The 13,521-nt window shown below is 64.2% G+C and carries 11 protein-coding genes; 6 read left to right on the top strand and 5 right to left on the bottom strand.

Translation table 11 applies throughout. The features are described from left to right. Nucleotides 1-103: 103 nt before the first annotated feature. Entirely contained in the window at nucleotides 104-1,876 is a 1,773-nt protein-coding gene (locus ACQ86A_RS17865) for a glycoside hydrolase family 3 protein (protein ID WP_431278267.1), read from the bottom strand. Nucleotides 1,877-1,930: 54 nt separating this feature from the next. Next, on the bottom strand, nucleotides 1,931-3,250 hold the full coding sequence (locus tag ACQ86A_RS17860) for an MFS transporter (RefSeq protein ID WP_431278266.1): 1,320 nt from the start codon (nucleotides 3,248-3,250) through the stop codon (nucleotides 1,931-1,933). Between the two features lie 129 nt (nucleotides 3,251-3,379). On the opposite strand from ACQ86A_RS17860, the gene ACQ86A_RS17855 reads away from it, so the two are divergent. Together ACQ86A_RS17855 and ACQ86A_RS17850 are read left to right on the top strand one after the other, a co-directional pair. Next, nucleotides 3,380-4,030, top strand: coding sequence for a TetR/AcrR family transcriptional regulator (locus tag ACQ86A_RS17855; protein ID WP_431278265.1), 651 nt, complete (start codon nucleotides 3,380-3,382; stop codon nucleotides 4,028-4,030). A gap of 62 nt (nucleotides 4,031-4,092) precedes the next feature. Further along, a complete protein-coding gene (locus ACQ86A_RS17850) occupies nucleotides 4,093-4,866 on the top strand; it encodes an isocitrate lyase/PEP mutase family protein (protein ID WP_431278264.1) in 774 nt (257 codons plus the stop codon). Nucleotides 4,867-4,906: 40 nt separating this feature from the next. Here ACQ86A_RS17850 and ACQ86A_RS17845 read toward each other — a convergent pair whose 3' ends face one another. Together ACQ86A_RS17845 and ACQ86A_RS17840 are read right to left on the bottom strand one after the other, a co-directional pair. Continuing rightward, nucleotides 4,907-5,566 carry an HXXEE domain-containing protein gene (locus ACQ86A_RS17845; RefSeq protein WP_431278263.1) on the bottom strand — a complete coding sequence of 220 codons (660 nt, stop codon included), beginning with the start codon at nucleotides 5,564-5,566 and terminating at the stop codon, nucleotides 4,907-4,909. Nucleotides 5,567-5,971: 405 nt separating this feature from the next. After that, the gene (locus ACQ86A_RS17840) at nucleotides 5,972-6,775 is read right to left on the bottom strand and encodes an ArdC-like ssDNA-binding domain-containing protein (RefSeq protein ID WP_431278262.1); all 804 of its coding nucleotides are present in this window, start codon (nucleotides 6,773-6,775) and stop codon (nucleotides 5,972-5,974) included. A 947-nt stretch (nucleotides 6,776-7,722) separates the two neighbouring features. Between ACQ86A_RS17840 and ACQ86A_RS17835 the strand changes: the two genes are divergently transcribed. The 3 genes from ACQ86A_RS17835 to ACQ86A_RS17825 all read left to right on the top strand — a co-directional run bounded on the left by ACQ86A_RS17835 (nucleotide 7,723) and on the right by ACQ86A_RS17825 (nucleotide 10,745). After that, on the top strand, nucleotides 7,723-8,754 hold the full coding sequence (locus tag ACQ86A_RS17835; protein WP_431278261.1) for an IS110 family transposase: 1,032 nt from the start codon (nucleotides 7,723-7,725) through the stop codon (nucleotides 8,752-8,754). A gap of 43 nt (nucleotides 8,755-8,797) precedes the next feature. After that, nucleotides 8,798-10,060 (top strand): DUF1254 domain-containing protein, encoded by a 1,263-nt coding sequence (locus tag ACQ86A_RS17830; protein ID WP_431278260.1) that lies wholly within the window; start codon nucleotides 8,798-8,800, stop codon nucleotides 10,058-10,060. 382 nt (nucleotides 10,061-10,442) lie between these two features. Continuing rightward, nucleotides 10,443-10,745, top strand: a complete 303-nt coding sequence (locus ACQ86A_RS17825; protein ID WP_431278259.1) for a hypothetical protein — start codon at nucleotides 10,443-10,445, stop codon at nucleotides 10,743-10,745. 60 nt (nucleotides 10,746-10,805) lie between these two features. Here the strand turns inward: ACQ86A_RS17825 and ACQ86A_RS17820 are convergent, their stop codons facing one another. Continuing rightward, on the bottom strand, nucleotides 10,806-12,203 hold the full coding sequence (locus ACQ86A_RS17820; RefSeq protein ID WP_431278258.1) for a ParB/RepB/Spo0J family partition protein: 1,398 nt from the start codon (nucleotides 12,201-12,203) through the stop codon (nucleotides 10,806-10,808). A gap of 300 nt (nucleotides 12,204-12,503) precedes the next feature. Here ACQ86A_RS17820 and ACQ86A_RS17815 point away from each other — a divergent pair, with 300 nt between their 5' ends. Then, nucleotides 12,504-13,499, top strand: a complete 996-nt coding sequence (locus ACQ86A_RS17815; protein ID WP_431278257.1) for a DUF3644 domain-containing protein — start codon at nucleotides 12,504-12,506, stop codon at nucleotides 13,497-13,499. Nucleotides 13,500-13,521 lie beyond the last annotated feature (22 nt).

The following is a 13,521-nucleotide window of genomic DNA, read 5'->3' as shown; positions in this document are numbered from 1 at the left end:
ACTCGCGCGTGCCGGTCATCCCCAAGCGCACTGCGGTTCGGGCGCCGGCGGATGTGTCAGGGATCTTAGCCGGTCACTGAAAGCAAGGTCCCTCCTGAGTCGCTCAGTCCGTGTAGCGAAGGCCGTGCCCGAAGCGGAACAGGGCGTCGGGCATGTCGAACGGGGTATCGGACTTATTGGCGGAGACGGATGCCATCGAACTCGGCAGATCGAGAGGGAGCCTGCCCTCGGGGCCGGCGTTGCCGAGCAGGACATCGGCGACGGCCCGGTCCGTGGCGCCGTACTCGGCGATGATTGCTGCTGCGGCATCGACAAAAGGGGTGAGGATCGCCGGGCGGTCCAGGTTCACCACGATCACGGTAGGTGTTGACGCGCAGAGAGAGAGGAGTTCGTCCCGCTCTTCGGCGCTGTACTCGAGGCTTCCCGCGTGGAAGAACAGCTCGAAGCCGCTGGTCCGAGGTTCGTAGGCCGCTGCGATCCGTACGACGGCGACATCCGCGGCCGAGGGGTCGTCGACGCTTACACAGCGGTCGAATACCGAACTATCGATGTTCTTCGCATAGATCTTCAGTCCAGGAGCGAAGGGGAGTGTGGGAGCGTCGGACGGACCGTTCGTCAGCAGCGTCATCGAGGAGCGTTGCGCGTCGAGCCCGGCCTCTTTGAGGTCGTCGGTCGCAACGATCTGCTCGGCGAGCGTGGGGTCGACATGACGGTCGTCGAAGAGCCCCAGGGTGAACTTCTCGATCAGGACACGCCGTGCCGACTCGTCGATGCGCGCCTCGGTCACCAGTCCGTCCTTGACGGCGCCCACGAGTTCCGCGCTGCAGAACTCCCCGCCGAGCTGATCGCAGCCGGCGTCGAGGAGCCGTGCGATGCGCTCGCGCGTGGACAGGCCTTCGACACCCCAGGCGCGCGCTGGGAACGGGGCTCCGAACATCTCGACGTCGGAGACCAGGCCGAAGTCTGTGCAGACGATCCCGTCGAAACCGAGCTCCGTGCGGAGCAGTTCGGTCACGATCGCCTTGTTGAAGGCGAACCCGACCTCTTCGTACGGCGTTCCGCTCGGCATGCCGTAGTAGGGCATCATCTGCGCGACGCCCGCCTCGATTGCGGCGATGAACGGCTTGAGGTGGTCGTCCCAGTGGCCGCCGGGATAGATCTGCTCCTTGCCGTAGGCGAAGTGCGGATCTTCCCCATCCTTCTGCGGTCCGCCACCGGGGAAGTGTTTCGCCATGGCTGAGACGGAGCCGTTCCCTAGGGAGGCGCCTTGCAGGCCCCGGATGTACGCGGCTCCCAGGCGCGCGACCAGGGCCGGGTCCTCGCCGAACGTGCCGTTGATGCGTGCCCAGCGCGGTTCTGTCGCCAGGTCGAGCTGTGGGTGCATCGCCTGCCGCAGCCCGACGGCGGTGTATTCGCGGCGCACGACGTCGGCGTAGCGTTCGACGAGCTCCTCCGACCGGAGGGCGCCGAATCCGAGGCTCTCCGGCCACTGGGAGAACACCTTGGCGGCGGCGCTCGCGCCCGGGTTGAAGGTGAACCCGTGCCGCGGATCGGTTCCGAAGGTGATCGGGATGCCGAGTCCGACGCTGCTGGCGATGTCCTGCGCAGTGTTGTGCCACTGTGCAAACTCGCGCGCGGACTCGGCATCCCCGATCACGTAGATGTGATTGATCCGGAGCTTCGACACCGTCGACTCCAGCGAGGGCGCCGGGAACATCGGACTCGGCTGCGTCGGATCTCCGAAGACGGCGATGGCGACGAAAAGCAGGCCGGCCTTGTCTTCAAGAGTGAGCCGCCCGAGCAGATCGTCGGCGCGCTGTCCGGGCGACAACGCGGCGTCCTGGTACGGGAACCGGCTGTCGGTGGTCGATGTCATTTCGTTCTCCTGATCAATCAGTTAGTACATCCTGGAGATGTTTGCGGCTACGGGCTAGCGGACGCTGCGGATCCGCAGGACGAGCAGAGCGCCGACGATTCCGACGATGCCGGCGACGGCGAACCACAGCGCATAGCCGCCCCCGAAGAGGGCGGTGCCGAGCGGGATGAAGATCGTGCCGGCGAACAGCGGGGCGATCATCGCGGGCAGCGTGTTCGCGATGTTGAGCACGCCGAGGTCCTTCGCCATGTTGTCCTTGTCTGGCAGCACATCGATGCATAGCGCCTGGTCGACGCCCAGGAACATGCCGGCGCCGACGCCGAGGATCGCCTCGGCGATGAGGATCATCGTGAGGCCTCCGTCACCGGCCAGCGTGGACAGTGCGACCGTGATCACGCCGAGGCCGACGAGGATTCCGCCGACGATGACGAACGGCTTGCGGCGGTTGATCTTGTCCGACCATTTGCCGGCGATGATGCTCATCACGACCATTCCGGCGACCTGGATCATCGTCGCGCTCAGGTTGAACGACAGCTGGTGAGCGACATCGAGGTGGAACTGGCTTCCGAGGAAGAGCGTCAGGAACCCGCCGAGCGCTCCGAACGCGAACATGATCATGGCCTTGGTGAGCCACGCCCAGCCGAGGTCGCGGTGGGTGCGGGCGTTGAAGTAGAAGGTACCGAAGAACTCCTTCAGGTTGAACTTCTCGGCGGGCGGCTCGGTGCGTACTCGATCCTTCAGTGTGAACACGAAGAGGAGGCCGAACGCGGTCGCGAGGAGCGCCGGGACGAAGCTGCGCAGAGCGTCATTGGGCATCGCGTTCAGGAGGATGGCTCCGGTCAGGATTGCGATCGGCGTGGCGGTGCCAGCCAAGCCGCTGATGAATCCGCGGCGCAGGTGGGGCACCTGGTCGGCGACGGCTGCTGTCTCCGGGCCCTGTGCGAAGTTGCTCGCGAGCTGAGCGATACACCAGACGATCAGCAACATCCAGACGCTCGGGACGACGCCGACGAGGGCGAGCGTCACTCCAGCGACGATCACACCGCCGAGGATCCAGGGTCGGCGCATACCGAATCGGGACGTGGTGCGGTCGGAAAGGCGGCCGGCGAGCGGCTGAGCGAAGAGGGCGAAGAATGAGCCGACGCCCATCACCAGTCCGAGGACCGCGGGCGCCGCGTCCAGGCCGACCAAGTTCTGGACCCGGACGGCGAGTCCACCTGTGATCGGGGTCAGGATGCCGAGGAACAGCCCGTAGGTCGCGAGCCAGTACGTGATTGCGAACCCGCGCGGTTCACGCGTCGGCGGCGTTGTTGTCTGGCTGATCGGTGCTGTGGCGGCACGGGCTGGCTGCCCGTCCTCGACGGATGTGGTCACGAGGACTCCCTTGTCTCACGGTCGGCGAGGTGCCGACGCGGCCAAGATACCCTCACTAGTGTAGGTTTTCCTAATCGGGCCAACACGCGCCATTCGGGGCGCCCGATCGATTCGGAGAGAATGGAACGCATGGGATATGCGAAGGGACGCGCACGTCGCGAGGAGATCCTCCGCGCCGCGGTGACGGCGTTCGCCAATGCCGGATACTCCGGGGCTTCGATCCTCGAGATCGCAGCAGCGTGCAACCTCACCCGCGCCGGCCTTCTGCATCACTTCCGTTCGAAGGAGGAACTCCTCATCGCGGTTCTCGATCGCCGGGAAGAGCTGGACCGCGACGTGTTCCGGGCGCACGACTCCGGCCGCCCGGATGGGCTCGGCGTCCTCAGGGGAATGGTCGCGCTCGCGCGCCACAACGAGACTGTGCCAGGACTCGTCCAGCTCTACGTCGTGGTGTCCGCCGAATCGACGTCGCCGGAGCATCCTGCCCACGACTACGTCCACGAGAACTACCGCCGCGTTCGCTCGGGGATAGCGTGGGCGCTCCGCGGCGCCCAGCGGGCCGGGCTTCTCGCGTCGGGTGCTGATCCGATGGCCAGCGCGGTCCGACTGCTCGCTCTCGAGGAGGGGCTGCAGCGGCAGTGGCTCGATGACCCTGTCGGCATTCCCCTCGCGGCAAGCCTCGAGGCGGCCATTTCGGAACTTCTCACCGTCCCCCTCTGGGATGCGGATTCCGGCGCGGACCTCGCAGGTGATCGGGAGTTCGCGCGCGAGGGTCGCTGATCACATTCGAGAGGCGGCCAGGAGTAGCGTACGACTGGCCGGGCGAATGAAGGTATTCATCGATGAGCACCTTGGAAAGAGCACGCGAACTGCAGCGTCTTCATGGGTCCCCTGAGATCCTCCAGGTGGTGAATGTGTGGGATGCCGTGAGTGCGAAGGCGATCGCGGCCGTACCCGGCACCACGGCCATCGCGACCGCGGGGCACTCGATCGCCGCCAGCCTGGGGTATCGGGACGGCGAGATGCCCTCCGACGTGGCCCTCGCCGCGGTGAAGCCGGTCGTGGATGCCGTCGATCTTCCTGTGAGTGCGGATCTCGACAACGGATACGACGACCCGGCCGAGACGGTTCGACGCGCGATCGGAATCGGGGTGGTGGGTGCGAACATCGAGGATCGACTCCTTCCCTTCGATGAGTCCGTCCGCCGCGTGGACGCGTCAATGAGAGCCGCGGAGAAGGAAGGCGTCCCGTTTCAGTTGAACGCGCGGACGGACGCGATCGTACGCGGGGGCGACGCCCCGATGGAGGCGAGGGTCGACGATGCGATTCGTCGTGGTCTCGCGTTCCTGGGGGCGGGCGCCCCGCTGGTCTTCGTTCCCGGTGTCGTCGAGCGGGCGCATGTGGAGCGAATCGTCGACGCGTTCGGCCGAGGTCGCCTGTCGATCACCGGAGCGTTCCTCGGCGCGCTGACCGCGCCGGAATATGAGGCTCTCGGGGTGGCCAGGATATCTTACGGGCCCATTACCCAGCGGGTGGCGCTCGCCGCGTTGCAGAATCTGGCTGCGGATCTTTACGACGGAGGCCTGATCCCTTCAGGAGTGCCGATCCTCAACTAGCTTGACGGCGGTGCGCCGGCTGCGGTGCCGGTCGTGGTCGTCAGCGCTTCTTTCCGATTGTGCCGACGTCGTGTCGGCCCATCTGCTTCTTGCCCCAGACGTACTTGCTGTCGCGTCTGTCGCCCAAGACGTTGGGCAGCACCACACCGACGAACGCGAACGCAATCATGTAGACGACCCCTCCGACGATGTCACCACGGCTCAGTCCCTCAGTCTTCTTCAGAGACTGGATGTACCGAATGCCGATCGGCACATGCAGGAAGATCGACGCCAGGAAGCCTGGGCTGTACTTGTCGCCGGCGAGGCGTGGAATGAAGACTCCATGCGCGACCGACTGGAAAATGCCGAAGAACACAGGGGCCAAACCAAGCCACTTCACCTTCGGGAACAGAATAGGAAGAATGTAGAACGGGTACGCCGCCGGCACGTTCACGCACAACGCCGAATTCGGATTGAGAGGAAAGTTTCGCGGCTGATCGCTCTTGAGCACGCCGTGATTGAACTGGCCGGGGAACCACCCTGGATCCACATATTCCTCGTATTGATGCACCAACAGTCCGCCGAAATTGAGCGTGGAGAAGAGCTGTGGTTTCGACATCCGCGGCGAAGTCAGCGCGGTGACACCTGCGACGGCCATCCCGAGCACCGCGCCGATCCGTGGCCACTGCTCGCGGTATCCGTTCAACGAGAATTTGGGCATGTCCCTCTCCACCGCATTCGTCAGTCAAGACTCATCGCCATCGGTCCGATACGTCGGGCCTGTGAGGATGATCGAGCATCGACCCGGTGCCGCGATCGACATGAATCAGCAGCGTGTCCAGTGTATGAACGACGTTCGCTGAGGACAAGGACCCCCTCGCAGCCGGGAATAGCTCGAGCATGTGCTTGCACGGCGCAGGTCGTGAGCTCCTCCAATGGGGTGTTGGCGAGCGGCTCGAGTGTCGGTCGCAAAGGTTTCGGCTTCGCGTTGGATTTAGAATCCAGTGCTTTACGCGGCTGTGATCCATCTCGACGACGGGACGAACTAGAGTTCAAATCCCACCGAGATCGCCACAGCGCGGTCGGTAACGGGGATAGCCGACCTCGTGACCGGTAAGCCCCGGAGTCATGCCTCGTGCTCGGTGTCGTCGCCCTCGTCGACGGGGTCGAGGATCCCGGCTATGTGGTGGGCGGCGCGGAGAACGCGGGCAGCGGTGGCTTTGATCAGGTCGGTGTCTGCGTCCGACCATCCGGCGATGTAGCCGATGCTGTAGGCGCTGGTGTCGAAGCCGATCAGGCCGGCGACGACGTAGGCGACGCTCTCGGCTTCGGTGTCCATCAGCCCGCGGTGCTCGACGTATCCGGCCACGTCCTCGGTGTGGCCCAGGATGATGTGCGCGGCCTCGTGAATCAAGGTCTTGGCCATGTGCTCGGGGCTCATGTCGGCGTCGACGACGACCACCATTTCGTCGGGGTTGGAGTAGCCGTTCTTGGGGCCCTCGATGGGTCGGAGCTCGACGGTCCAGCCTTCCTGGATGAGGTAGGCCGAGAGGGCATCTCCGATGCCGAAATCATCGGCCCCGGTGAGCTGCGCCGTGATCGTTCCGGCGCCCCGGGCGCGGTCCACCAGGTCGGTCTGTCCAATATCGAACACGGAGAGGATGGGGAAGCGGGCGACCCGCTTCTCGACTTCGTCGCCGTTCTCGTCCTCCTCGGTGATCTTTTTGGTGTTGTAGCCGAAGATGCGGATGGCCTTCTCGCCCGTGCGGACCTGTCGGCCGAGCGATTGCCATGTGCGGAATCCGGCGACCTGGGATGCCGCGGGCCTCTGAGTGAGGATCAGCAGGAGGTTGTTCAGGGAGTAAGCGTGGAAGGCTTTTGCGAAGTCCAGGAACGCCCGCCACCGGTCGGAGTTGCGCAGCTGCTGCACCCGGTCGCTGATCGAGTTGTGTAGCGCTTCGGCCTGAGCCTTCTTCCTCTTCGATGGTCGTGCCGGGTCGGCGGGTGGTGGTCATGGTTCTCTCCCTCGAGGTGGACGCCTGTTTTTTTGTGCCTTCCGGCGAGAGAAATCGATAGAGAGGGGGAGCGCCGGAGCTCGGGTCGTGGAATACCGGAGGGAGCACAGCGAATGAGGATATGCCGCGAAAGCCCGGGGCGTAGGCGCGGAGCGAACTATGATGACCGGCCGGAAAGGTCACAAAAGACCTCCAAACGGGCTGTGCCGCTAAGCGGCTCCTTAGATGAGGTCAGGGTGGCGGCTGTCCCGATGGCACAGCTGAGCTCGCTGGGCGCTGCGGATTGCGAAATCGGGCGCCTTGCAATCGCCCGCGCCAGTCGATCTCCCGGGAGATAAGCAGTCGGGGGCGTCGGAGATCGACTGGAACCGCCGCCGGGCGCCGGCAGTAAGAGACGAATGGAGCCGCCGCTGGCGGCGCTGCTCCTACCGCGTTTGTGTGTCTTCCCGGCCGTTGATCGTAGCTCGTTCCCGGTGCTTCCGTTCCGGGCTTTCGCGGCATATCCTCACTCGCTTCGCTCCCTCCGGTGTTCCACGGTCCCGGCCCTCCCGCACCTCCCACTCGCCATCGATCCCCTTGCCGGAAAGGCAAACAAAACTCTAATGAGACCGGTTGGTCTGGGACTGGCTGGCAGACTGACGTTCGGTTCGGCGTCGCGTGACTCGAAACAAAAGTGGCCCTCGGGTGCCTTTCGATCGATCTGTCCGCGCGCTGAGCTGGGCGTCGGTTTGTCTGTTCCGATGGCTTGATAGAAGGTCGTCCGCGACCGGTTAACCGGCTCGCGTGACTCATAAGAGTTCCGCCTCGAACACTTCCAGACCGATGAACTGCACTGTTCGCCAACCGGAAGGGGACCATCGGAGTGAGCTCCGTGGCTGATCACTATGACCACGTCGTCGGCGTCGACACGCATGCACGAACACACACCTACGCCGTGCTGGAAGCGGGCACAGGCCGCCGACTCGACGCGGCGACGTTCCCGACAACGGCGCGTGGCCTAAGTCGAGCTCTGGCTTGGATGCGACGACGCGCCCAAGGCCGCGTTCTGGTCGCGATCGAGGGCGCGAGTTCCTATGGGTCGGGCCTCAGGCGGGCTCTGATCGCCGCCGGCGTCGACGTTTGCGACGTCCGGCCGCCGAAGCGGACCGCCCGCGCGGGCCGCGGCAAGTCGGACGAGATCGACGCCATCGCCGCGGCCAGGACCGCGCTGGCCTCTGACGTCGAACGGCTGACGACTCCGCGTGCGGCCCTGCGGGTTCTCTTGGTCGCCCGGCAGGCGATGGACAGTCGGCGGACTGCGGAGCGGAACGCGTTGACGGCCCTGCTCCGAGGGTTCGATCTTGGTATGAATGCCCGTAAGCCGCTCACCGATAGCCAGGTCCGCGAGGTCGCGGGCTGGCGTCAGCGCGCTGCGGATGACGCCGCGATGACAACCATCAGGCAGGAAGCTCGACGGCTGGCCGTCTCCGTCCAAGCGCTCACCACGCAGCTCGTGGAGAATCAGGCTGCGCTCGCCGGTCACGTTCAGGAGCTCGCACCCGGCCTGCAGGAGCTTCTTGGAGTCGGCGCTGTCACTGGCGCGATCCTGGTCACTGCTTACTCGCATCCAGGCCGCGTCCGCAGCGAGGCAGCATTCGCCGCACTGGCAGGAGCGTCGCCGCTGGAAGCCTCGAGCGGGAACACGACCAGGCATCGGCTCAATCGGCACGGCGACCGGCAGCTGAACCGAGCGCTGGATGTTATCGCCCGTGTCCGGTTGAGTTGCGATCCCGCGACCCGCGACTATCTGGCCAGACGGTTAGCCGAAGGCAAGAGCAAACGCGAGGTCCGGCGAAGCTTGAAGCGCTATATCGCCCGTCAGCTCTTCCGGCAGTTGAGTGCGGTGATGGCGTGATGGCGCCTATGCGGGAATGGGATGCTCTAATTAGGCTTCAGCCATGACGCTTGAGCCTCTTTCGGACGATCTGGCCACGTCGGCCTACTTGTACGGCTACTCGATCGATGAGGCCTACAAGTTCCTCTACGAGACAACAGTGGCGCCGGGGTTGCCGTTCAATGCGTTCCAGAAGTTGCGGGATCTCGCCGATGACAGCTACACCGCTCACCCGACGATCAACAACGACACCCTCCATCTCCAAGGCTGGTTCGACGTCGCCGCCGAACCGGTGCTGGTGACGATCCCCGATTTCGACGAGGGCCGATACTGGATTCTGCACACGATGGATCTTGGGCACTACACGAATGCGATGATCGGATCCCGCACCCGCGGCGTGAAGGGCGGCCGGTTCCTCTTCGCCGCACGCGAGTGGGACGGTGAGGTCCCCGAAGGGGTCGATGAGGTTGTTCGCTCCGAGTCGAACCTGATAAAGGTCATGGGTCGGATCATGACCATCGGCGGTGACGACCTTGTGGTCGCACGGGATCTGCAGGATCGATGGCTGTTGCAGCCGCTGTCCGAGGTCACTGGGCAGTCGGCCCCCGACCGCGTGGAGCGAGTGTTCCCCGATCCCGCGACGACGTCGTGGCTGGAACGGGTGAACTTCGTCCTGGCCGACGGGTCCATGGCGACAGCGGATGCGAACTGGCTCGCCGACCTCGACGGCGCCGGCCTCGCACCCGGCAACACCGTGCTCACCGCCAACCAGTTGGAGGCCGCCGACCGCGGCCAGCGCCTCGGAATGGAACGCATTCGCACACTCGCCCCGCAGATGACGAACTCGAAGCGGCTGCTAGGAACACGGGACGACTTGCAGCACGAGCTGCGCGACGTGTTCGCCGAGGGCACCTTCCTCGGTCAATGGGGTCTTCCACCGATCGAGTCGGTGTATCTGAAAGCCGAGACCGGGTCCGATGGGCTCCCATTGAACGGCGCCGACGGGAAGACCTACCGTGCACGGTTCCTTCCACCGGAGGTCAGCGAGTTCTGGTCCTTCACCGTCTACGGTGACGACAACCGTCTCATGGCGCACAACGCGCTCAACCGGCACAGTCGTGGCGACCGCACCCTTACGCCCGATACCGACGGCTACTACACGATCGAACTCGGCTCGGACACCGACATCAATGGCGACAACCCGAATTTCCTGCCCATCCCGGAAAAGGACTCCTACCTCATCCTCCGGCTTTACGGACCGAGCCAAGCCATCCAAGACGGCAACTACACCATGCCGACCTTCGAGGTCACAACGCCGAACGTCTGAGCTCCTCGTCGCGGCAATCCTGACAGGACGGATGGGGGCGGAGCCGCGCGGAGGCGGCGCTGTCTTCGCTGGAGGGAACGCCTTCGGCGTGCTGTTTTCCTAGATTTTCTTTCCGATCCGGCAGCCGATCATAGCGAGCTCCGCCAGCTTCGTTCCCTCCAGTCGCTTTTTGCAGACTTCACTCGCTGCGCTCCTTGCGCTTAGCAACCGCTCCTTCCGGGCACTGCGCTGCCTCCGCCCGCTCTCGATCTTTGTGCCGGAACGGCAAGAAAAACGATCAGGAGCAGGACAGCACAAACGCCCCCACCTGGTCGGCCGGCCCGGCAGACCAATTTGACACCGACCCATAGAAGGGTCGATCGACCAAGGGGAGTGGATTGGGATGCGGGTATTCATCATTAACACCAAAAACATGGGCCCGGAACTGCAAGGAGGACTCATCGGCGTGGAAGGATCCACGGACCCGACCGCGGAAGAGAGACGGGAGTGCGTGGAGACCATCAGCCGGTATGTGATGGATGGGTGGGCGATTGCCGCCGACCCGCGCACGCCGATCGGCCGGCTGGCCGCGCTGACGGCGGAAACGGCGTGCGTCCCGTTTCTGGCGTTCAACCGCGTGCCCCAGCGCGGTGGCCCGATGCTCGGGCCGGCCGCTCCGGTTGCTGGAGCCCACGAATTGTTCTGAGCTCGATTGCGGTAACTGGATCGGGTCCCGCCCTCTTGGGCGGGACCCGGCTTCGGTCCGTCAGTCGTTTTCGCTAGTACTCACGGACGCCCCTTCATCGTCGTCCGTGCTCGTCGTTGTCGTGGTGACGATCTGCTCGACCTCGCTGAGGCCGTAACCCCAGGCGGCAAGTTGTGTGAAGTAGTCCGCGTCTGTCGGGGACGGGTAGCGCCAGGTCTGCTTGCTGGTGACGGACTCGCACGCGCCCAGCACGATGGACAGAGCGACCTGTTGCGCCTTGGCGCGTGTCTGCTCGATGAGTGTGGCGAGCTTGTCGTTCTCGAAGTAGCTGGACGGTTCGAGTCCGAGCAGCTGCTGGGCGAGTTCGTTGCCCTCACGGGTTGCTGTGCTGATCGCTTGCCGGTGGACGGTGAGCCCCTTCGCGATCACGACGACAGCATCCTTCGGCAGGGCCTTGCGGGACAGGAGACTGGTCAGCCATTCGCGGCGGACGACTTCGGCGGATGCCCAGGCCTTGTTGTTGGCGATCAGGGTGCGACGTTCTGCCTTCTCCTCCTCCGTCATCGGACCGGACTTGGACTGGCTACCGCCGTAGGTGTGGAATCCGGCAGCCTTCGCGTCGCGGAGGAAGTAGGTGACGTTGGCGTCGCCGTCCGCGTACACGCGCACGTGCGCAGCGCGGCCGCCCACGTTTTCGATCAATTCGATGGTGACGCGCTGCTCGTCGGCGGTCAGCAGTTCGCTGATGCGGGTGTACTCGGTGTCGTAGTAGCCCGGGTCGCTCTCCAGGATGATGTACCCAAGTCCGGCCAGGTCGGCTTCGACGCCAGACTTGACCTTAGCGCGAGCCTTTTCATCACGAGCTCGCTGCGCTGCATGCGCAAACTGCGCCGGATCCTTCGTTGCGACCCCGATCAGATCGGCCCGGACCTCCTCATCGGCGTCGAACTCGATCAGGATTGCCGCCTGATCCAGCGTGAGCGGATGTTCCTGAAGAGCGCTCGCCGCGGAGGCGTTCTCGACCACCGCGAGAGCGGTCTTGACGTCCTTCGCCCTGGTGCCGGTGCGGCGCGCGATTGCCGTGACGGCGAGGCCTTCGAACGCGAGCTGCTGGAACGCGGCGGCCCGGTCGCCGTCCGTGAGGGCTTCCCGTTGGTCGTTCTCGACCATCTGCTGCACGATCCGCTCCGCGGTGACATCATCCGCGTCGACGAGGTAGACCGGGATAGTCGTGAATCCGGCCTCGCGCGCCGCGAAGACGCGCCGCTGCCCAGCCCGCACTTGAATGGTGCCGTTCGCGCCACGGTGTCCCAGTACCGGCGTGAGGACTCCGTTCTCGCGGATGCTCTGTACGAATGCGGGAGTGATCGGTGCGGAAAGCCGCACATTGGCTTCGATGACGAGGGTGTGCGGGTCGAGGTGCTCGATGGTGCCCGCAACGGTGGTGGTGTCGTTCATGTGTTTCTTCTCCGATCAACTGTTCTTGTTCGCCTGTCTGGCAAGGGGATCGAAGGAGAGCGGGAGCGGGCGGAGTGCCGGGACGTGGAATACCGGAGCGCAGCGAGGATATGCCGCGAAAGCCCGGCACGCAACCGCGAGAGCGAACTACGATCAACAGGCCAGGCAGACGAACCACGCCCCTAGTTTTGCCCTTCAGCAAATACGGTCGAACCGGGCGCTAGCCGGGATCAGTATGCTGAGAATTCCGCAAAGCCGCTGGGTTTCTGAGCCGCATCGGGTGGCAATGAGAGGGCTTCCATGGCCGGTCCACCTTACGTTTCACACGTCAAGCTGTTTGACAACGCGCACTCCGCGATGTTGTCAGCCATTGAGCTCTTCAACAAGCCGCGCATCGCTTACCGCAACGAAATCACAGTCATCCTGGTCGTGAACGCATGGGAGCTTGCGCTCAAGGGTCTACTGCGGCAAAACAAGATCCGCATCTTCAAGAAGAAACAAAGGGGGCGCCCGTACGAATCGCTGACGCTCGACCAGTGCCTGGAGATTGCGCGCAACCGCAAACTGTGGCCAGCGGCTCTGGATGGAGCCGCCGTTTCAGTGAACATACAAGGCCTTCAAGAGTTCAGAAATCGCGCCACACACCTTTATAACGCCGATGGCCTCGGCGCGGTCGTCTATTCGTACCTCCAGCAGACCGTGCTCAATTTTCGCGACTTCCTGGTGATCGTCAGCGGCAAGGACATCGCGGAGTCAATTACGTGGGACCTATTGCCTCTCGGCGCGACAACCCCAAGCGAAGCGGTGCAGTTCATGCGGGTCGATCCAGACTCGAGGGCTGTCCCAGCCATTAACGAGTTCCTCGCAGAGCTTCGAAAGGGCATCGAATCAGTCGAACACGCTGGCGGCGATACGGGCCGGATCTACACGTACTACGACGTGAACCTGCACGACAAGAAGCAGGCGAGTGCCGCGGACTTGTCCGTGGCCGTCAATCAGGACGCCTCCGGCAAGGTTGTGACGCGCGCCTACGATCCCAACAAGGGGCACCCGCTTAGCGCGACCGCGCTACTGGCTCTGGTCAATTCGAAGAGGAAGATCGGCCGCCCTCTCACCAATTACGATCGCGACGCCGCAATCTGGTTCGACAGGTTGAAAGAAGATCGACGCTATGCCTGGAAGCATGACACCGCTCCCAGCCACGTCTACTCGCACGAGGCAGTTTCCTATCTGGCCAAGAAGGATGATGCGTACTTTGAAGAGGCGCGCGCAAAGTACAAGGCGCGGACTCGATAACGCGGGTCGCTCAAAACCGTTG

Origin of the sequence: Leifsonia poae (assembly GCF_050632195.1) — a bacterium.
In the GTDB taxonomy this organism is placed as follows: domain Bacteria; phylum Actinomycetota; class Actinomycetes; order Actinomycetales; family Microbacteriaceae; genus Leifsonia; species Leifsonia poae_C.
This window is presented reverse-complemented; position numbering and strand designations above follow the sequence as displayed.